Source organism: Wolbachia endosymbiont (group B) of Apotomis betuletana (assembly GCF_947250475.1).
In the GTDB taxonomy this organism is placed as follows: Bacteria; Pseudomonadota; Alphaproteobacteria; order Rickettsiales; family Anaplasmataceae; genus Wolbachia.
Genome location: NZ_OX366320.1, coordinates 908,434 through 928,855, shown reverse-complemented (window position 1 = coordinate 928,855; position 20,422 = coordinate 908,434). Strand labels below are relative to the sequence as shown.

17 protein-coding genes and 1 rRNA gene are annotated in these 20,422 nt (G+C 33.7%); 17 read left to right on the top strand and 1 reads right to left on the bottom strand.

The window, feature by feature from the left end:
* Positions 1 to 30: 30 nt before the first annotated feature.
* The 3 genes from rpoD (at position 31) to OOK82_RS04160 (ending at position 2,849) form a co-directional block, all read left to right on the top strand.
* On the top strand, positions 31 to 1,929 hold the full coding sequence (gene rpoD / locus OOK82_RS04170) for an RNA polymerase sigma factor RpoD (RefSeq protein WP_264376177.1): 1,899 nt from the start codon (positions 31 to 33) through the stop codon (positions 1,927 to 1,929).
* 616 nt (positions 1,930 to 2,545) lie between these two features.
* The gene (locus OOK82_RS04165; protein WP_236607939.1) at positions 2,546 to 2,692 is read left to right on the top strand and encodes a GDSL family lipase; all 147 of its coding nucleotides are present in this window, start codon (positions 2,546 to 2,548) and stop codon (positions 2,690 to 2,692) included.
* 13 nt (positions 2,693 to 2,705) lie between these two features.
* Positions 2,706 to 2,849, top strand: coding sequence for a GDSL family lipase (locus tag OOK82_RS04160; RefSeq protein WP_264686918.1), 144 nt, complete (start codon positions 2,706 to 2,708; stop codon positions 2,847 to 2,849).
* 707 nt (positions 2,850 to 3,556) lie between these two features.
* Here OOK82_RS04160 and OOK82_RS04155 read toward each other — a convergent pair.
* Complete coding sequence (locus OOK82_RS04155; protein ID WP_029237695.1) at positions 3,557 to 4,174, bottom strand: hypothetical protein; 618 nt, start codon at positions 4,172 to 4,174, stop codon at positions 3,557 to 3,559.
* A 153-nt stretch (positions 4,175 to 4,327) separates the two neighbouring features.
* Between OOK82_RS04155 and OOK82_RS04150 the strand changes: the two genes are divergently transcribed.
* The 14 genes from OOK82_RS04150 (at position 4,328) to OOK82_RS04085 (ending at position 20,406) form a co-directional block, all read left to right on the top strand.
* Positions 4,328 to 5,831 (top strand): 16S ribosomal RNA (locus OOK82_RS04150).
* Between the two features lie 102 nt (positions 5,832 to 5,933).
* Complete coding sequence (gene sdhC, locus OOK82_RS04145; RefSeq protein ID WP_010407125.1) at positions 5,934 to 6,311, top strand: succinate dehydrogenase, cytochrome b556 subunit; 378 nt, start codon at positions 5,934 to 5,936, stop codon at positions 6,309 to 6,311.
* Positions 6,308 to 6,673 carry a succinate dehydrogenase, hydrophobic membrane anchor protein gene (sdhD, locus tag OOK82_RS04140; protein ID WP_064085698.1) on the top strand — a complete coding sequence of 122 codons (366 nt, stop codon included), beginning with the start codon at positions 6,308 to 6,310 and terminating at the stop codon, positions 6,671 to 6,673. Before sdhC ends, sdhD begins: the two co-directional genes overlap by 4 nt.
* Before the next feature lie 76 nt (positions 6,674 to 6,749).
* Positions 6,750 to 7,997, top strand: a complete 1,248-nt coding sequence (locus tag OOK82_RS04135; protein ID WP_264704487.1) for a hypothetical protein — start codon at positions 6,750 to 6,752, stop codon at positions 7,995 to 7,997.
* 109 nt (positions 7,998 to 8,106) lie between these two features.
* Positions 8,107 to 9,408, top strand: a complete 1,302-nt coding sequence (locus OOK82_RS04130; protein WP_264686920.1) for a sugar phosphate nucleotidyltransferase — start codon at positions 8,107 to 8,109, stop codon at positions 9,406 to 9,408.
* Between the two features lie 116 nt (positions 9,409 to 9,524).
* The gene (locus tag OOK82_RS04125) at positions 9,525 to 10,754 is read left to right on the top strand and encodes a lipoprotein-releasing ABC transporter permease subunit (RefSeq protein WP_264686921.1); all 1,230 of its coding nucleotides are present in this window, start codon (positions 9,525 to 9,527) and stop codon (positions 10,752 to 10,754) included.
* Positions 10,747 to 11,478, top strand: coding sequence for a hypothetical protein (locus OOK82_RS04120; RefSeq protein WP_264686922.1), 732 nt, complete (start codon positions 10,747 to 10,749; stop codon positions 11,476 to 11,478). The genes OOK82_RS04125 and OOK82_RS04120 overlap by 8 nt, the downstream gene beginning before the upstream one ends.
* Positions 11,475 to 12,695, top strand: coding sequence for a tetratricopeptide repeat protein (locus OOK82_RS04115; RefSeq protein WP_010404310.1), 1,221 nt, complete (start codon positions 11,475 to 11,477; stop codon positions 12,693 to 12,695). Before OOK82_RS04120 ends, OOK82_RS04115 begins: the two co-directional genes overlap by 4 nt.
* A 166-nt stretch (positions 12,696 to 12,861) precedes the next feature.
* Positions 12,862 to 13,734: an ATP synthase F1 subunit gamma gene (gene atpG / locus OOK82_RS04110; protein ID WP_264686923.1), complete on the top strand. Its 873-nt coding sequence runs from the start codon at positions 12,862 to 12,864 to the stop codon at positions 13,732 to 13,734.
* Between the two features lie 18 nt (positions 13,735 to 13,752).
* Positions 13,753 to 15,087 carry a TldD/PmbA family protein gene (locus OOK82_RS04105; RefSeq protein WP_264704485.1) on the top strand — a complete coding sequence of 445 codons (1,335 nt, stop codon included), beginning with the start codon at positions 13,753 to 13,755 and terminating at the stop codon, positions 15,085 to 15,087.
* 174 nt (positions 15,088 to 15,261) lie between these two features.
* Complete coding sequence (locus tag OOK82_RS04100; protein ID WP_064085705.1) at positions 15,262 to 15,513, top strand: cold-shock protein; 252 nt, start codon at positions 15,262 to 15,264, stop codon at positions 15,511 to 15,513.
* 34 nt (positions 15,514 to 15,547) lie between these two features.
* Positions 15,548 to 16,774, top strand: coding sequence for a DEAD/DEAH box helicase (locus OOK82_RS04095; RefSeq protein ID WP_010404320.1), 1,227 nt, complete (start codon positions 15,548 to 15,550; stop codon positions 16,772 to 16,774).
* Between the two features lie 297 nt (positions 16,775 to 17,071).
* The gene (locus OOK82_RS04090; protein ID WP_064085706.1) at positions 17,072 to 19,351 is read left to right on the top strand and encodes an AAA family ATPase; all 2,280 of its coding nucleotides are present in this window, start codon (positions 17,072 to 17,074) and stop codon (positions 19,349 to 19,351) included.
* A 353-nt stretch (positions 19,352 to 19,704) separates the two neighbouring features.
* Positions 19,705 to 20,406 carry a hypothetical protein gene (locus OOK82_RS04085; RefSeq protein WP_264704484.1) on the top strand — a complete coding sequence of 234 codons (702 nt, stop codon included), beginning with the start codon at positions 19,705 to 19,707 and terminating at the stop codon, positions 20,404 to 20,406.
* The last annotated feature ends 16 nt before the right edge of the window (positions 20,407 to 20,422 follow it).

Genomic DNA, 20,422 nt, shown 5'->3' with positions numbered 1-20,422 from the left:
GAAATAAAATTATAAACTGTAAAGGTAATGATGTCAACTATTAATGGTACGGAAGATAGGAAAAAGATCATCAAAGATCTTGTAACCAAAAGTATAAGAAAGGGCGGTTTTATCACTTTTGATGATATAAATGATAAGTTGTCAGATGAAAGTTTTCCACCTGATTTTATAGATGATACTATAGCTTTATTGCAAGACTCTGGAATTAACATACTCGAAAGTAGTGAAGATGAGGAAGAAGCTCCTTCTAATGATGATGGTAATAAGCTTGATGATGATGAGACATCGTTGAATACTACTACAACTTTAGTGCAAAATGATGATCCAGTAAGGATTTATTTACAAGATATGAGCTCTGTAAAGCTTTTGTCACGAGCAGATGAAATTAAGATAGCAAAAAAAATTGAATCTGAAAAGCATAACATGTTACGTGCAATAATTGAAACATCAGTGGCATTCAACATGATCAAAACATGGCGTGATGATTTAAGTGGGGGAACTTTTTTGCTGAGAGAAATGATAAATCTAGATGCAATTTATAACTCTGATTTCAATATGGTAGCCAAAGAAGAAAGTGAAGCTGAAGATGTTAAAGATTATGTTGATGATGAGGAAAAAGGCAACGATGAAAAGGGAAATGAGAGTGAAGATATAAGTTCAGCGAATTTAAACATTTCTGTTCTTGAAATGGAAAGTGATTTATTGCCAAAGGTTATCACAGCATTGGATGAGATCATTACTTTAACAAATGAAGCATTGGTATTGAAAAAAAATTCTAAAGATTTCTCTAATGAGCTAGAAAATTTATATAATCAAATATGGTCTGTAGCATTACAAATTCAGTTTAGTGATGCTGCTATTGCCAGAATTACACAAAAACTTTACGAAATAAATAGACTAATCACGTTTGAAGAAGCTAATCTTATTACTGAGGCTAGAAAGTACGATATTGATAGAGAAAGTTTCTATAATATTTATTGTGCTGTGCTTTTAGAGCACGAATTGAGCGAAATCAGTCTTTTAAAGAAGAATGAAAATCATTCCCTTTTTACAGGTGAATTAAAAAATAAATTCTTAAGGTTTATAAACGATAACTATGAATATATAGCTAGTGCCTTAAGAAATATTAAGAGTTATGTACAAGGAGATAAAGTACAAGAGTTTAAGGAGCTAATCAAGAGAATACAAAAACACGAACGAGAAGTCTCTGAAGCAAAGCAAGAGATGATAAAGGCTAATTTAAGGCTAGTGGTTTCAATTGCTAAAAAGTATTCAAAAAGAGGACTTGATCTACTTGACTTGATACAAGAAGGCAATATTGGTCTTATGAAGGCTGTAGATAAGTTTGATTACAAACGTGGATATAAATTTTCGACTTATGGTACTTGGTGGGTAAAACAATCAATAACTAGGGCAATACCTGAACAGTCTAAAGTAGTTAGAATACCAGTTCATATGGTGGAAATTATCAGTAAAATCAATAAAGCATTAAGAAAGATGACTCATGGAATGGGTAGAGAGCCAACATTAGAGGAATTAAGTATAGAATTGGCAATGCCGATAGAAAGAATACGTAAAGTTATGAAAATAGCAAGAGATCCAGTAAGTCTTGAAGCTCCAACAGGAAAGGATGATAGTAGTACCTTCGGTGATTGTATAGAAGATAAGCGAGTTTCTAAACCAGAGGATGCTGCAATACTTGCCGACTTGCGTGGCATTACGACCAATGTTCTTGCAACTTTAACACCAAAAGAAGAAAGAATTCTAAGGATGCGCTTTGGCCTTGGTAAAGATGGAAAGGAGCATACCTTAGAAGAAGTAGGAAAAATTTTTAATGTTACACGTGAAAGAATTAGGCAAATAGAGGCAAAAGCACTACGTAAGTTGAAACATCCAAGCCGTGCTAAAAAACTTAGAGGTTTCTTTTAAGGCAGAAGGGCTGCTCAAAAAATAGGTAAAATTCAGCCAAAGTTCTATAATTTTACCCTATTTTTCTTTTTTTATAGGCTTCATAGAGCAGTATGATTAGATATTGAATGTTATGGCAAATGAAAAGAATAACTCTAATTCAAAGTGTAAAAATTTTTGTGTTCTGGGTGATAGTTTATCTGATAATGGTGTAATTATTGAAATTTTAATAACTTATCCTTTGTAAGAAACGTGAAACTTAATGCCCCTTTTTATTAAGGAGGATTTTTAGCAATGGCCTTACTGTTGTTGAATATGTAGCAAGGTATTTAGGTTTAGAAGAATTTAAGTCATCATGGAGATGCTCATTTTTTGATCGATACTATGAACAGTAAGGTCATAACTATGCGATTTTATATGCAACAGCATCTGAAATTCTTAACCCTATTTTTTCTTATTTCCTCAATAAATTTCGTTTAGTTAATCAGCTAAACGCAGTAATTAAACATCATCCAGACGTAGGTAAAGGAGATTTTATTTTTCATTATAATCGAGGAAATAATATTATGGGTGCCACTGCTTATAACAATGTTAAAGCAGAAAAAGTATTAAAATAAAGCGGTTAGTGAAATATGTAATGCATTTGGTTCTAAATGAATATGGTGTAAAGCATGTGATTGTTGCAAATGTGACTGAGGTTGGTTTGATACTAGCTTTAATAAAGACGAAAAGCAAGAGAGCTGGCTGCAAAGCTTACACAGAGTTTCAATACAAAATTAGCTAATGATTTAGATTATATGAAGAAAGGTGCAGATCTTGAAATAAAAGCATTCGATCTTAATTCTAAAATGAAAAGTATGCTTGGTAAATATAAGAGCAAAGGGTTAAATAATCGAGATGCATACCTATCAAACATCGTAGACCAGTTTGGGGGAGGGTGATTTGGAAAAAGTATAAAGATACTCTTGTTGATATTTAAAGGAAGGCTTGATACTTACTATAATTCTGGATGCAGCCAGAAATACTAAAGGATTATTTCTTTTTTGATTATTTTTATCCAACTGCAGAACCTTATTGTGAAGTTGGTAATGAAATGTATGAGTTGATAAAAAATTAGATTTCTTTTAAACATCTTTACGGTTTGTAGTAACTATCTGTGTAGCTGAATGGTAAAGGGAGGGGGTAAACAAAGTAATCTAAAATATAGAGAAAATACAACGGTGCTTGATACATAGCTATTGCAATTTTATCCTCTTTTTGTCATTTTAGTGCTAGAATGACATTCTGCGAGTGAAGTTTATTCTTTGATATATTAACTATAAATATAGAGAAGTCTTACTAAATAAAAAGGTAAAAGGAACCTCTGAGTAGTGAAATTTTGACTCTATATTACTGTAAGTGGTGCTGTAATAATGTTCTAACAAGCGCGACTTGGCTGAGTATAGAAAAAATTTAAAAAACCGCTATAATTTTACGTAATCTACCAATAAACACCTAAGTTTTTACTGGATTTTGTGATTGATCCTACAGTCAAAAACAAATTTTGAGTCATAAATACTTTTAGTGCCATAATAAAATAGGGAGGTTTGTCAAGTAAAGTTCTTTATTTCATCAGATGCGCTGCCAAATTGTTATGCAAGCAAGTTTTTTAGTTTTCGTATATCCGAAGTAATTCTTGTGCATTGGCCTTGATTAGAGTCGGACATTCTCTATCATTTAATAATGAATGCAATATTTCAATTGCACCTTTAATGTCGTTACTGTGTATCTTTACTATAGCGATAGCTTCTTGGCTTGAATAAGGGTACACTGCATTTGATTCTAAATTACTAATTTTATCTCTATTTGTTTTTTCACCGCTGGAGTGAAGTAAGCTCATTACTTCTAAGTATTGTGCTAACTCACGCAAAACATCAGGAGCATCTTTATCGTCTGCCAAATCATTATAAATAATAGATGCTGTGTCTGTTGGCATTGAATCTGAGATATGATTGAATGCGCGTTCAAAATTTGCTAAATACTCCCAATTTGAATCTATTTCTTCTAGCAGTGACTTATTATCTTTTTTTAAGAATAATACTTCGTAAAACTTGTCACCTGCAGTTATAGATTGTTTTGTGTTATCAATGTTGCGCAATAAGTATAATGTGATGCCAACTAACATTGGCGCGAGTGCAAGCAGAAAGATGTATTTTTTCATGGTAATATTCCAAATAGTTATATATTTATACATTAATGCTTTTGATTTGCAAAAACATATTGACATAGTGATTATATCACATAATAATATTCTTAGAGTTGTTTGAATAGTTGGAGATTAAAATATTTCTAAAGTAGAAATAAAGACAGCAGTATTAAGCTAAATTATTTTTTGTCGGATTTATCCGATGTACCTTCAACCTTTTATAGGTTGAAGTCTAAATTTGAGAGTTTGATCCTGGCTCAGAATGAACGCTGGCGGCAGGCCTAACACATGCAAGTCGAACGGAGTTATATTGTAGCTTGCTATGGTATAACTTAGTGGCAGACGGGTGAGTAATGTATAGGAATCTACCTAGTAGTACGGAATAATTGTTGGAAACGGCAACTAATACCGTATACGCCCTACGGGGGAAAAATTTATTGCTATTAGATGAGCCTATATTAGATTAGCTAGTTGGTGGAGTAATAGCCTACCAAGGCAATGATCTATAGCTGATCTGAGAGGATGATCAGCCACACTGGAACTGAGATACGGTCCAGACTCCTACGGGAGGCAGCAGTGGGGAATATTGGACAATGGGCGAAAGCCTGATCCAGCCATGCCGCATGAGTGAAGAAGGCCTTTGGGTTGTAAAGCTCTTTTAGTGAGGAAGATAATGACGGTACTCACAGAAGAAGTCCTGGCTAACTCCGTGCCAGCAGCCGCGGTAATACGGAGAGGGCTAGCGTTATTCGGAATTATTGGGCGTAAAGGGCGCGTAGGCTGGTTAATAAGTTAAAAGTGAAATCCCGAGGCTTAACCTTGGAATTGCTTTTAAAACTATTAATCTAGAGATTGAAAGAGGATAGAGGAATTCCTGATGTAGAGGTAAAATTCGTAAATATTAGGAGGAACACCAGTGGCGAAGGCGTCTATCTGGTTCAAATCTGACGCTGAAGCGCGAAGGCGTGGGGAGCAAACAGGATTAGATACCCTGGTAGTCCACGCTGTAAACGATGAATGTTAAATATGGGAAGTTTACTTTCTGTATTACAGCTAACGCGTTAAACATTCCGCCTGGGGACTACGGTCGCAAGATTAAAACTCAAAGGAATTGACGGGGACCCGCACAAGCGGTGGAGCATGTGGTTTAATTCGATGCAACGCGAAAAACCTTACCACTTCTTGACATGGAAATCATACCTATTCGAAGGGATAGGGTCGGTTCGGCCGGATTTTACACAAGTGTTGCATGGCTGTCGTCAGCTCGTGTCGTGAGATGTTGGGTTAAGTCCCGCAACGAGCGCAACCCTCATCCTTAGTTGCTATCAGGTAATGCTGAGTACTTTAAGGAAACTGCCAGTGATAAGCTGGAGGAAGGTGGGGATGATGTCAAGTCATCATGGCCTTTATGGAGTGGGCTACACACGTGCTACAATGGTGTCTACAATGGGCTGCAAGGTGCGCAAGCCTAAGCTAATCCCTAAAAGACATCTCAGTTCGGATTGTACTCTGCAACTCGAGTACATGAAGTTGGAATCGCTAGTAATCGTGGATCAGCATGCCACGGTGAATACGTTCTCGGGTCTTGTACACACTGCCCGTCACGCCATGGGAATTGGTTTCACTCGAAGCTAATGGCCTAACCGCAAGGAAGGAGTTATTTAAAGTGGGATCAGTGACTGGGGTGAAGTCGTAACAAGGTAGCAGTAGGGGAATCTGCAGCTGGATTACCTCCTTAGGCTTTGTACGTAATTCACCATTTCAAATAATAGTGTCATTATGTACTATACTGCTGTCTTTACTTCTACTTTATTTTTTAATTTCTCGATAACGAAATTTTATGAGTAACAGGCCTCTTTCCCCACATTTACAAATATATAAAGTACAAGTTACTAGTTTTTTTTCTATTATGCATAGATTGACTGGTATCTTGCTATTTCTTTTATTAATCATACTTTCTTGGTATTTTATATTATATGTTTACTCCCCTAAGTTAATTATAGTAAGGTGCTTAAATGCATTATTGTTCACTCCTGTTGCTAAATTAGCTTATATCTTATGCTTTGTAAGCTTTATGTATCATTTTCTTAATGGTATTCGTCATTTATTGTGGGATGCTGGGCTTAATTTAGAAATTGCTAGTGTTTTAAAAAGTGCTATATTACTAACAATAATGCTATTTCTTTCTACTATGGCTTTTTTATTTATATTTATATGAGTCAATCTGTAAATTCAGTACATCATTGGTGGATCCAGCGTGTTTCTGCGGTGATTTTGTTATTTTTATTTCCTTGGTTTATTTACTCATTTTCTTGCACATTTTATGTTGATAGCCCTTTATCTTTTAATGAAAAATTATTTCAGGCTATTAATCATCCACTAGAGCTTTTGTTTTTTGTTATACTGGTGTTTTGCATTTTTTGGCATGCAGTTCTTGGAATGCAGGTAGTGTGTGAAGATTATATAGACAGAGTACCTCTAAGGATTTTTACAATTACATGCATGAAATACTTATCAAGCATTACTTATATAGTCCTTGCTTTTACGACTTTTTTCTTTTATAGGCATATTTTCTTGTAAAGTTGCCAGTTCTATGTTAATATATTATTAGTGTACTAGTTTTATTATTGAACTATAGCGATTTTGGTTTAGCAATATGTTAGAGACATTGAAAAAGTGGGGAATAGACCTTACGCTAAAGGTGAAGGATCTATTTAGTTCATCTGAGTCTCAAGTTTATGTCAAAGACCTTAGAAAGGTAATGATATATGAGGATGGACGAAAGTGTCAATATCCAAAAAATTATGATCAGATTGTAGATTCTGGGAGAGTTGTAAAAAAAAATGACAAGCTTGTAAAAGATAAAGACGGAAATCCAGAGTACCAGCTTATATATAATGAATACAAATTTGATCTAGCCTTGGTTAAGGAAATTGATAAAAAATCTTACTTTACTATTGACTTTTTAGTTAGTGAAGGTAGGCGTGAGGTTAATGATTATAGTAAATTTTATAAGCCATTTAAGTTTTCAAAAATAGATCTTGAAAAACACTTGCCGGTCTTTGAGGTTGATACTAAGTTACTTAGATTAACTAATTCTTCTTTTCTTGCTAAAAAAGGTTGCTTCATCAATGATGACACGGGAGAAGTTGATGAGAAAGATAGAGATGAAAAAGGAAGAAATGGAAAATTACTATACGCTAGTGATTACAAGAAGCTAAGCACCCATTTTTCAGAAATTAGAGATCAGGATGGTAATCTAGAGCTAGATAAAAGTCTTATATCTGTTTCTATCGTTTTTGCTACAAGCTTGGCTAAAGTTTGTACTAAATTGTTGACCTCTCTTCCTATAAAGTTAGGGGAGTATTTAATAAGCGAACAAAACCCAATTGCAAAGTCTTTTGGCTATCTTTTGTTCACCCCTGCAATGGCAGTAAAAAATTTAGTGAATATGGGAGCTACCATACTTAAGGCTCCAATTTTATTGTTTGTAGCAAATGAGAAAAAGTATGGTGATGCTTATCTTACTATGTGGAAACACCAATTGAAAGAATGTTGGAAAGAAGTAAAAAGCGACTTTAATGTTGTTACAAATGGGGAAAGGCCAAAGCCGAAGCAGAAGGATCATAAGCCACTTAGCATAGCGGGTACATGGAAAGAGCTTAACGCTAGAAAATCAGATATTGAAAAAAACTTAGAGAAGGGGTTGAGCAAAAATAGTGAAAGTATAGATAAATCTAGAGAACTAGGTGTTGGAGAAAGCTTAAAGGAAAAGTTGCAAAACAAAACTGATGAAAAAGTAGCTGCAGCCGTTAATCAAAAAAGCAACACTCCTCATATTGATAGAGAGATAGAAAGAAGACAAGACTCATCACGAAATGTAGGGACTCCATCACGCTCGTAGTCAACCATCACTTTAAATTACTTTTTACTTTAATCATCTCACAATAAAAACTTGCATGCATTTTGCCGTTAGTATAAGATATTAATCAAATAATTAATATCTTAATTAAATGCGCCCTGTAATACTGTGTGGTGGTAGTGGCAGCAGACTTTGGCCTCTATCTAAGCCAAAGCAATTTCAGAAAATATTTAGTCAGAATACTATGTTTCACAACACTTTGTTGAGGCTAAAAGGCGATTATATGCCACCCATCATTACCACAAATATACAATATGAGTCATTATTGATGCAGGAATTACATGCATTGCAGGAATATAAAGTAGTTTTTGAACCAGTTAAAATTGGGACAGCGGCAGCAATACTAATTGCTGTGCTTCTCTGCGATAGGAACGAGACAATCTTAGTTCTGCCTTCAGACCATTTTATAGGTGATTTGAATAGTTTTTATGTTTCTATTGAGAAAGCGTCTAAGCTAGCCTCTGAAACTGACTCTATAGTCACTTTTGGGATAAAGCCTCATGAATTCAATTCGGAATACGGCTATATAAATGCAGTATATGGTCAGAAAGGGAAATATCACATAGTAAAGAGCTTTATAGAAAAGCCTGAATATGAGCTGGACAATAATCATTATTGGAACTCTGGAATATTTGTGTTTAGAGCAAAACGCTATATAGATGAGATAAAAAAAATTGCTCCGACTCTCTATAATTTATGTTGTGAAAGTATGAAGCATTTTGTACCACGAGAGAGATTTCTGTATTTAGAACAGCAAAATTGTGCAGGAATGGGTGATACATCTATTGATCACCTAGTGATAGAAAAAGCAGAAAATATTGCAATGGTAGAAGCTAATTTTGATTGGATGGATATTGGTACTTGGAGTTCAGTTTTAGAACTGAGTAAGAGATTTAGTGAGAATTTAGTTTCATTTCAGCATGTAGCAAAAGGAAGAGAGCCAGTTTTGATGACAGAAAATGATGAAAAGATTTTATTAGGTAGAGTTTATAAACGGCAAAATAAGAGCCTAATGTTGTTCATTAATAAAGTTAAAGAAGCAAAGCCAACAAGGAAAGAGATTAAGCCATGGGGATTTTATAGTGTGATTTTAATGGGTAAGGATTTTCTTATAAAATACCTTTTTATAAATCCACTGAGCTGCACTTCTAAGCAATTTCACCACTATAGAGATGAGTACCATATAATACTATCAGGGGTTGGATGCGTGAGTTTAGATGACAAAACATATGCTATAACAAAAAATCATGTAGTAGAGATTCCAAGGAAGGTGTTTCATAAAATTGAGAATAAAAGTACAAGATTTCCTCTTGAGATAGTTGAGTTTCAGGTAGGAAAGTTTTTATCTGATAATGATATAGTAAGATCGGACGATATATATGGAAGGTCTTAATATAGAATATTGAATATATTCTATAAGCTTGCTAAATTTAGACAACCTAATTTGAGGTAAAGGAAAAATTACAGTTATATGAAGCATAAAAAGTATGATATTTAAATCTTAGTATAATGTCTATTGCCTTTGAATTTACTATGGCTATTCGCTATTTGCGAGCAAAGAATTCTAGATTTTGCTCTATAATGGCCTTGTTTTCTATTATTGGTATTGCTCTTGGAGTTGCAACGCTAATAGTAGTAATGTCTGTAATGAATGGGTTCAGAGCAAAGCTGCTCGACTCTGTACTTGGCATTAATGGCCATATTAATGTTTACTTTGATAGAAGCATAAATTCAGATTACCACGCAGTGTTAAAATCTATTGAGAAAATCCCAGGTGTATTAAAAGCTACTTCTATGACCAATGATCAAGTAATCGTTGCAGCAAATGGTGGAATTGCAGGTAGTGTAGTTCGTGGTGTATCAGCTAAAGACTTATTTAATAACACTACCGTTACAAATAATGTGATTGTGGGTAATGTGGAAAAATTCGATGAAGGAGTAATAATAGGGGCACGATTGGCAGAAGCCTTGAATATTGATTATGGTGATAATATTATACTTGTATCTCCTGAAGGATTTGATGTATTGCTTGATGAAATGCCAAGAATGAAAGAATATAAAGTTGTAGCAATATTTGATATGGGTATGTTTGAGTACGATAATACCTTGATGTATATGCCCATGAAATCAGCTCAGGCTTTTTTTAATTATAAAGATAGTGTGAGAAATATAGAAGTGTTCATAGACGATATTGCTGCGGCTAATAAGCTAGCAAATGCTATAGTAGAAGAAACAGGAATGAAAGCTGAAAGTTGGCAATCTCAGCAAAGCCATTATGTTAATGCTTTAAAAACTGAAAGAAATGTGATGTTTTTAATTCTTACTTTGATTATAGTTGTGGCAGCATTCAATATTGTTTCAAGTTTGATGATGATAGTGCAAGAAAAGAAATCCGCAATTGCAATTATGCGTACGTTTGGTGCAACAAGTGGAAGCATTATGCGCATATTTTGTGCTTGTGGGCTATTAATTGGTTTTACAGGAACTTGTCTTGGCTCTGTTATAGGAGTTATTTTTTCTCTCAACATTGAAAATATTAGAGTGTTTTTAGAAAACATTACCAACATCAAGCTATTTGATCCTATGATATACTTTTTTTCAAGTTTGCCAGTGATATTAGTTTCTCAAGATGTAGTGAACATTTCTGCACTTGCATTGTTCTTGTCATTTTTAGCAACAATTCCTCCTGCATTGCAGGCAGCTGCACAAGACCCAGCGGAGATATTACGTTATGAATGATACTCGAAAAAAATGCATAGGTTGGTTCTTAATTATATTCTTATTTGTTAGCCATATTGCAATAAATAACATAATATTTTTCAAAATAAATCAGCAAGAAAGTGAAAATAGTATAAATGGTTTAACGGAAAAGATGGATGAACTTAGAGTATTGCTTGAAGTGAATCAATCTAGGGTAGAGAAAAGGATATTTGACTTAAAGAGAAATCTGCACACTCAATGTGAGCAAGGTGATGGTAGTTTAAGGCATAAGAACCTCGCAAAGTTGCTGCTACTTGTGATTAAGATGAAGAATTCGTTATTGCGAGAAGCCAAGTTTGATAATCATATAAATTCAATAAAGCCTTTGATATCAGAGCTTGACGATCCAGAGATAGAAAATGCAGTAAATGAATTGGAAAATTTGAAAGAGGTAGATACTTTACGCGGGTTGAAATTGTCTTTTGAGAAGAACATGACTGTTATTAACTACAATAAAAGTAACTTGTTTAAAAAAATCATTTCAAATTGGATAAAGATAGATGATCGTAGTGATCCACTCAGGTTAAAGCTTGCGGAAATTGAAGAATTAATAAGCGATAATGATTGGCAGAGCATAGCCACCGCAATAAGTGACTTAACATACCCAGAATTCAAACCATGGCTTAATAAATTGAATGATTTTATTGTAGCTTTCAAGAATACTTCAATAATATATCGTCACTTATTACAATACATCTCATGATTTATTTTATAATTTTTGCTTTTTCGTTTTTATTTGGCATATGGATCAAGGTAAGTGGTGAAGTAATAAAATTGGAATTAGGCAATTACACTATAAGTATTGATCTATATTTCGTTATTCTTGCTTGCGTAGTCTTATTATTTTTATTGATTGCAGTTGCACGTTTTTGTTCTTCTATTTCATCAACATTTGCTAACATAAAAAATAGAAGAAGAAGTAGGGAAGAATTGCTTCTCTTTGAAGCTTTCTTTAGCTTAGACTTAGGTAATATAGAGAACACCAATAAGCTAATTAAAAATCTAAATGAAGAAAGTGATAAATTATCTTTAGTAAAGCTCTTTAATTCAGGTAAAACGGGAAATTACAGCTTTTTCAGCCATAATTTAACGAGTATTGCAAGTAAAAATCGCAACTTAGCTCTACTTCTGATAAATAAACTGATTATTCACCTAAAGCAAGAAAGGTTAGTCTTTCAAAAATTTATAGAATATTGCTCTAGTTCAATTAATGATAAAATTTTGTCTATTCCCTTTCAAATAGAGCATTGTATATTGCAAGAAGATTGGATAAATGCAATTTCAAAGTTAAAGGAAGCTATCAAATTCAATATTTTTCTTCCCTTTGATCGTAAAAAGATGTTAGCGGTTTTTTATTGCGCTTTAGCAAAGCAATACGAAAGTAAAGGAAGTTTTTACAAAGCTATAGATTATTTAGCTAAAGCACAAAGTTATTATGCAACTTTTCAGCCCATCAATTATTTAAAGGCAGAATTATATATCAAGCTTGAAAAAATCAGAAAAGCTTCCACAGTATTAGAGGAAGAGTATAGAGTAAATCCTACTCCTCAATCAGCTAGAATGTATATCAAGTTAAATAATAAAGGCGCTGAAAGACTATATAACTTACGCCCTGATTATTATTTTAGTTATTGCTTGCTTGCTTTGTCTTCAATTAGCTTAGGGAAATATGATCTTGCAAGTCAGCATTTAGATATTGCTATGAAAAAAGCTAATTACATATCAATCTACCTTGTTATGGTACAGCTCAAGATTATGTTGCAAGAGTATGATCAAGCAATTTATTGGTTAAACAGGATGGACTCAGAAGCTGTGCCTGATCCAGGTTGGAAATGTGCTGATTGTAATAAAGAGCTAAAGCAATGGGATTATAAGTGCTCAAGTTGCAATAGTCTTAATTGTATTTACCTTATATTATAAGACTCCATAAGGTGTGATACTTTTACATCGAGATTGCTTTAATATAATCTTTATCTCAAAACAGTAAATCTGTGAGTTTCTTAGTTAGGTTTGACTCCAATGTCAAAAAAACTTGTTTTTAGACATTACCAGTTATATATTTTAATAAATTAGAATTATATACAAAATGAAGAGCTTAAAGGAATTATCCTTAAGAATTAAAAATATTAAGTCTGTGCAGAAAACCACGAAAATAATGCAAATGGTTTCTGCAGCAAAATTATTACAAAGCCAAAAGAAATTATCAAATTCAAAATTGCATATATCTAAGCTGCATAGCATTATTTCTTCACTAGCGCTATCAGCGGATCAAGAGTTACTAGCAAGAATTCTAAATATCAATAATGAAGATTCTTTCCTAGTATTTATTATTGCATCTGATCGTGGTTTATGTGGCAGCTTTAACTCCTCTGTTGTTAAATTCAGTCAGGAGCATATAAACAAATTAATTGCAAATGATAAGAAAGTAGAAATTGTTTTTTTTGGTAAGAAAGCTTTTGAGACAGGCAAAAATAGATTTAATTCTAAAAATATCTTGAAGGTTGAAAATAGTAAGGGAATCACACTAAAGCGTGTGGAAGCCTTGGTTAGTGATATAGATCTAAGTAAATACAATAAAGTTAAGGTTTTTTACAGTAAATTCTATAATACCTTCATGCAAAAGCCAATATTAGAAACAATAAAACCATGGAGTAAAGACTCATTATTAATTGATAATTCTGTAGTTAGTCCTCTAACAGATTACAGCTATGAGTATGAACCACAAAATATTGAGTTTATTTTAAAATCTTTGACTCAAGATTATGTTACAGCTGCTCTTTATTCTGCTTTACTTGAAAGTGCAGCAAGTGAAAATAGTGCTAGGATGGTTGCTATGGAATCAGCAAACAGAAATACAAAAGAAATGCTAAATAAACTAGCATTACTTTATAATCGTTCTCGTCAAGCAGCAATTACAACTGATTTGATTGAAGTTATAGGTGGTGCAGAATCTTTATAGAAACTCAAGGAACGAAAAATGAATATATTAAATATTGTAGCAGATATCACTAAACTAATAAAAAAGCAGAATCAAGACGCAGAAGTTACAATATATGAAACTAATAAGACCTCGGTTTCTCAGCGTCTATCAAAAATTGAACAAATATCACAATCTAGAAACTGTACTGTCGGAATTAGAGCTATAGCAGGTAAGAACAAAGCTGCGTATATTTCCACAAACGATTTGAATAATCTTAGTAGTGCAGTGAGCCAAGTGGTGGAAATGGCAAAGAATGCCCAGGAAGATCCTTATATTAGTTTTGCTGTAGATGGCAGTAATTATATCTCTTCTGCAGATTTAAATATCTCAGATAATAATGTTGTAACAATTGATAAATTAAAAGAAATTACTGAAGCTACAGAAAATTCAGCTCTTGCACATAAAAATATTATTAATTCCGAAGGAGCTTCATCTTCACATACTTCAGTAAATACAGTATTATCAACCGTTTCTGGTTTTGTTGGTTCATTTAGTAAGTCAACTTTTGTTAATCAGGTTTCTGTTGTTGCTGGAGAAAAGAGTGAAATGAAAATAGGCTACGATTACGATGTAGCATGCAACTTCAGTGATTTAAAAATACCGGAGTCAATAGGGAAAGGAGCAGCAAAAAGAGCAATAGATCAATTGGGTTCATGTACAATCAGGACAGGCAAATTTCCGGTTGTTTTTGAAAAAAGAGCAGCAAAAGAGCTAGTAAAGAGCTTTGCTTCTGCCATAAATGGTAGCAATATTGTAAATAATAGCTCTTTTTTGAGAAATAGTTTAAATAATCAAATTTTTAATACTGAGATTAGCATTATTGATGACCCATTGTTACCAAGGGGTATAACATCAAGACCGTTTGACGGGGAAGGAATAATGAGCAGAAGAAATGAATTTGTAAAAAATGGAGTACTGCAAAACTGGATTTTAGATCTATATTCGGCTAGGAAATTAAACTTGGAAACGACCGCAAATGCAACTCGTGCAAGTAATGCTGCAATTATTCCTTCAGCTAGTAATTTCTATTTCAAAAATGGTAATAGATCGTTTAAGGAATTAATTGACGAAGTAAAAGAAGGAATATATGTAACTGATTTATTTGGTTTTGGTGTTAATTTAATCAATGGCGATTATAGTCAAGGTGCATGCGGATTTTTTATAGAAGATGGTAAAATAACGTATCCAATACACGAGATTACTGTTGCCGACAATTTGAAAAATATGTTTAGCAATTTAGTTGTTGCAAATGACCTAACTTTCTGTGGGCAGTTTAATTCACCAACGATTAAAGTTAGCGAAATGACAGTAGCAGGTTCACTTAGTGATTAAAAATTTTAGTTGCATTAAGTACAATAATTGTGTACTATTACTATGTAATGTTAAGAATAGACTATGGAGTATAGAAGTTTAGTTGCAGTAACTAAGCTTAAAGCATTCTAAATCGTAATTTCAAAGTTTTTCATCACATTAATAATATTAGTTAGTAGTTTAGGAGTTATCCATATGGAATTTGGTAATATAAAATGGTTTAATGTTGAAAAAGGCTATGGTTTCATCAAGCCAGAAGGTAAAGGTGAGGACGTTTTTTTACATGTTAGTACATTAGAACGTTCAGGAATAAGACCTGATGCACTTCGAGGAGAGGATAAAAAGGGAGGAATGAAAGGGGAAAGAGTAAGTTATGAGCTTAAAGAAGAGCGTGGTAGGAACGGAGAAAATAAAAAGTCTGCAATAAATTTAAGATTGGAAGATTAGTCTATCGTGAAGCTTTTTAATAGGGTAATGTATTGTGAGTAATTTTCATGAAATGGGGCTTCCAACTTTGCTTAGGCAAGCTCTAAGTAAAAATAATCTTTGTGTTCCAACCCCGATTCAGGTGCAAGCGATTCCTCTAGCTCTTCAGGGCAAAGATATTCTTGGGTCTGCTCAAACGGGAACTGGAAAAACCTTAGCGTTTGCTATTCCACTGGTTGCTAAATTGATGAATGAGCCAAGCATTGGTTCAGCTTTAGTCATCGTGCCAACCAGAGAGCTTGCTCATCAGGTAACAAGTGAGATAAGAAAACTCTTATCTCAAAGTTCTTTACTAAGAGTTGCTTTGTTGATCGGAGGCGAGCCTATTTTTAGGCAGCTAAATCAGCTTCAGAAAAAACCACAAATTATAATAGGTACTCCTGGTCGTATTATAGACCATATTGAGCGTAAAACTTTAGTTACTCGGAATGTTGGTATTCTTGTGCTTGATGAGACGGATCGTATGTTTGATATGGGCTTTGGAATTCAGATTGAAGAAATTATGAAGCATTTGCCTAAAATAAGGCAAAATCTTATGTTTTCTGCAACTCTTCCTGGAGAAATAGTAAAACTTACTGAAAAATATCTTAATCAACCAGAGCGTGTTTCTGTTGATTGCCAGGCTACAACTTCTGTAAAAATTAAACAAGAAGTTGTTTATGCATCAGAATCAGAAAAATATGGCAAGCTTGTTACACAATTATGTCAGCGCAAAGGATCGATCATTATTTTTGTTAAAACAAAGCGAGGAGCGGATCAGCTAGCTGACAAATTGCACAAAGATGACTATAGCGCTTTGGCAATTCATGGTGATTTAAGGCAGCACAAGCGTGAAAGAGTCATTGATTCTTTTCGTCGTGGCCGCAATCAAATCATGGTTGCAACAGATGTTGCTTCTCGCGGCCTTGATATTCCGCACATTCAACATGTTATCAATTATGATGTACCACAATCGCAAGCTGATTATGTTCATCGTATAGGTAGAACTGCACGTGCGGGAGCTGAAGGATTTGCATTATCTTTTGTTACACCTCAAGATAAGAGAAGACTGCCTGCACTAGCAGATAAAGAAGGAGAGCCAAATTTTGATTGTAGTATGCAATCTCAAAAACGTAACAGCAAAAAGATCTTTAAAAGGCCAAGTACGTTAAAGGCTAAATACGGTAGAAAAAAGATCAATGTATTTAAGAAGAAAAGCAGAGTACTAGAAAAAGCGTATTAATGTACTTAACTATTCTTCTATTCTTTAAAAGCTCCAGTAAACTTGCTGCAAAGTGAAGTGATTGGAGGATGGTAGAAAGAATATATAGCTAGCCCAAATTAGATTTACCTACAATTTGATAATCTTAATTCTGCTGCTTATAACGTTTTGAGATTATCACAACGGTATAATGTTAGGCTGTGTGGACTATAATCTGTAGCTTAATTCAATTTGGCTACAACGAGCTGCTAGATTTCAGTTTTTTTAATAATTGTGTGCTACTAATTATATATAAATTTACACTTTTAAAGAGAATAGATGATTTCTAAAAATTTAGAGGCAAGTTTAAATAGAGCGTTACAGATTGCTTCTGATTGTAAGCTTAAATATGCAAAAGTGGAACATTTGTTGCTAGCATTAACCAAAGATGTGGATGTAAATTATGTTTTATCAAGATGTAACATCAGAGCTGGTGAAATCATAAATATAGATAATATTATATTAAGGAATGATCGTGGTAATAATACAAAAGGTTTTTTACAAGACAACTCCGAATTAACTGTCAATAAAGTTGAGCCTGATGTGCTATTTCAACGCATAATACATAAAGCCATGATACGAGCTCATCGTCTGGGAAGAAAAGAAATAAATGGAGCAAGTATTCTATTAGAGATTCTGTCTGAGCAAGATTTATATATTGAAGAGCTATTACGCAAACAGAATGCAAAGGATTCTAATTTGATTTATAACATATCCAATATAAAATATTCAGGTGATATAGAAGAATATGTAACTAATCGCAAGATAAAACTTGATAAGAATAACGATATCTCTACTGTAGCAAATAAAGGTGAATTATTAAAAGATGAAGAAGTTCTACAAAATTATTGTAGAAATTTAAATGATTATGCAAGAAGCAAAAAAATAGATTATGTCATTGGTCGTGATTATGAATTAAATCGCACTATAGAAATCTTGCTAAGACGCAGAAAAAATAACCCTTTATATGTCGGAGAACCAGGTGTTGGTAAAACAACAATAGTTGAAGGCTTGGTATTGAAAATTATTGAAGGTAGTGTTCCGAGTGCACTGAGATCCAGCATAATTTATGCTTTGGATTTAGGATCACTTCTTGCAGGAACACGCTATAGAGGTGACTTCGAAGAGAGAATAAAATCTATAATAAAAGTAATTGAGGCAAAACCTGGCGCTATTCTTTTCATTGATGAAATACACACTATTATTGGAGCAGGTTCAACAAGTGGCAGCTTTCTTGATGCTGGCAATCTGCTCAAACCTGCACTTGCAAGAGGTGCGTTGCGTTGTATAGGTGCAACTACATATAGAGAATATAGCAATAGCTTTGAAAAGGATAAAGCATTAGCAAGGAGGTTTCAAAAAATTAATGTAAAAGAGTCTTCTATTAATGATACAGTAAAGATACTAGATGGTATAAAGCATTACTATGAAAGGTATCATGGGGTATATTACACGAAACATGCCATTAAATCTGCAGCTGAACTTTCACACAAGTATATTACTGGGCGAATATTACCTGATAAAGCAGTTGATGTTATAGATGAAGCAGGGGCGTATTGTAAGTTACAAAAAAACAGGCGAAAAATTATAAACAGTAGAGATATTAAGAATACTATCACTAGGATTACAAACGTACCTTGCGAGCTTGATGATGTGCAAAGAGTAAAATCTTTGAAAGAAAATCTCAAGAAAGCCATTTTTGGTCAAGAGCAAGCGATAGAGTCTCTTGTTAATTCTATTAAAATTGCTAAATCTGGTCTGAGAAGTTACAGTAAACCCTTGGCAAATTATCTTTTTGCAGGACCAACTGGCGTAGGTAAGACTGAGCTTGCAAAGAAATTAGCACAGAATATGGGTATGAACCTTATACGATTTGATATGTCCGAGTATATGGAACCTCACACAATATCTAGAATGATTGGTTCCCCTCCTGGATATGTGGGTTACGACCAAGGTGGATTGCTTACAGAATCTGTATCTAACAATCAATATAGTGTGGTACTTCTTGATGAAATTGAGAAAGCTCATAGTGATATTTACAATATATTACTACAAGTCATGGATTATGGTTATGTTACAGATACTTACGGGCGTAAAGTTAATTTTTCCAATACAATTTTAATTATGACAACCAATGCAGGTGCATTTGAGCGTAGCAAAAGTTCTATTGGCTTTGGGTATAAGGACTTTAATATTGGTGATAGCGAAAAAGCAGTAGAACGGATTTTTAGCCCTGAATTTCGTAATCGCTTGGATGCAGTCATTTCTTTTTCTGACCTCAATTTAGATGTCATTTTGTATATTGTGGATAAATTTGTTCAAGAATTGAAAAAGCAACTTATGCAAAAGGGCATAAGTTGCTCAGTCGAAGAGGAAGTAAAGTTTTATCTTGCACAAACTGGCTACAGCAAAGAAATGGGAGCACGTCCGATAGAGAGGTTGATTGAAAAAGAGATAAAAAGTCATTTGGCTGAAGAAATGCTGAATCGTCAATTAATCAAAGGAAAGAAATTAAGGATTTATATGGATAAACAAGAAATTGCTTTTGATATAGTTTAAATTCTTGCTTGAGTATTAAATTTGTAGTATAGTCACTATTTTTTAATGAGGCTATAGTGGCAAGTTTAACCAGAAATCAATATTAAAGTAATCAAGATTTACAGAACTTATTTTCAAGGCTGGGAATAAAAGCAGAAGAAGTAATAAGCCAGGAGTTTGATGATGTACTTAAGTTAGTTGAGCGGCACTTTAGAAGAGCTTCATTAAAATGTCACCCTGATAAAGTAGTAGGAGAGAAAGAGAAAAAAATAGCTGAAGAAAAGTTTAAAAAACTTAGTGCAGATAAAGATAAGCTAGAGAAATATCTTAACGACTTAAAAGCAGCTGGCATATCTATAACATTACAGCGAGAAGTGCAGGAAAAACAAAGGAGAATCAATGAGATTCTATTGCGTAGAGAGAAAGCTGTGAATAGAGCATGTTTATTTTTTATATTAGCAAATGTGGTACTTGGTCCGTCGCCTCAAGTCAAATATTGCTTATCACAACTTGCTAACAGTGGCAAAGTGCAAAATATTGCTTATAAATTTTATGCATTCAGCATCGGAGTTTGGCCATGGTTATTTATTATATCCTTTTGTAGTATTATCTATGCAGCAAGTAAACAAAGAGGCTCACAAGAAGGAAATATGGATAGATTCAACCGAAGGTTTAATTTACTTATTGCTGCTGATAATTATGTGATATGTATTGCAGTAGCGTTTGCTGTGTGCAGTTTAGCATCGGAAATTGCACAAAATGGCTGGCCTGTTCAATATGGAACAATGCTGATAGTTAATTTGGCATTGGATTTATTATTGATTGCTTTACTTAGAACTTTTACGAAAGCTTCTGAATTATATAGTGAGCACTGCATCCAGCGTTTATACGAAGAAGATGCAGAATTTAGCTACAAGGAAAAGTTTGCATGGTATGACTATAAATTAGTGCTTATGTCGCTCATTCTTCCTATTGTTAAAATGTATTTTGAAGATTTAATTCAAGAAAAACCACAACAGCACACCACCGATCCTAAAGTTACACCTTTAAATATAGGTGTAGGAGCAAGAGTATAAAAAGGTCTTTGCTTCA

Coding starts and splice junctions, on each gene's coding strand:
- rpoD (WP_264376177.1), top strand. CDS start 31: ATGTCAACTATTAATGGTACGGAAGATAGGAAAAAGATCATCAAAGAT.
- OOK82_RS04165 (WP_236607939.1), top strand. CDS start 2,546: ATGCATTTGGTTCTAAATGAATATGGTGTAAAGCATGTGATTGTTGCA.
- OOK82_RS04160 (WP_264686918.1), top strand. CDS start 2,706: ATGAAGAAAGGTGCAGATCTTGAAATAAAAGCATTCGATCTTAATTCT.
- OOK82_RS04155 (WP_029237695.1), bottom strand. CDS start 4,174: ATGTCAATATGTTTTTGCAAATCAAAAGCATTAATGTATAAATATATA.
- sdhC (WP_010407125.1), top strand. CDS start 5,934: ATGAGTAACAGGCCTCTTTCCCCACATTTACAAATATATAAAGTACAA.
- sdhD (WP_064085698.1), top strand. CDS start 6,308: ATGAGTCAATCTGTAAATTCAGTACATCATTGGTGGATCCAGCGTGTT.
- OOK82_RS04135 (WP_264704487.1), top strand. CDS start 6,750: ATGTTAGAGACATTGAAAAAGTGGGGAATAGACCTTACGCTAAAGGTG.
- OOK82_RS04130 (WP_264686920.1), top strand. CDS start 8,107: ATGCGCCCTGTAATACTGTGTGGTGGTAGTGGCAGCAGACTTTGGCCT.
- OOK82_RS04125 (WP_264686921.1), top strand. CDS start 9,525: ATGTCTATTGCCTTTGAATTTACTATGGCTATTCGCTATTTGCGAGCA.
- OOK82_RS04120 (WP_264686922.1), top strand. CDS start 10,747: ATGAATGATACTCGAAAAAAATGCATAGGTTGGTTCTTAATTATATTC.
- OOK82_RS04115 (WP_010404310.1), top strand. CDS start 11,475: ATGATTTATTTTATAATTTTTGCTTTTTCGTTTTTATTTGGCATATGG.
- atpG (WP_264686923.1), top strand. CDS start 12,862: ATGAAGAGCTTAAAGGAATTATCCTTAAGAATTAAAAATATTAAGTCT.
- OOK82_RS04105 (WP_264704485.1), top strand. CDS start 13,753: ATGAATATATTAAATATTGTAGCAGATATCACTAAACTAATAAAAAAG.
- OOK82_RS04100 (WP_064085705.1), top strand. CDS start 15,262: ATGGAATTTGGTAATATAAAATGGTTTAATGTTGAAAAAGGCTATGGT.
- OOK82_RS04090 (WP_064085706.1), top strand. CDS start 17,072: ATGATTTCTAAAAATTTAGAGGCAAGTTTAAATAGAGCGTTACAGATT.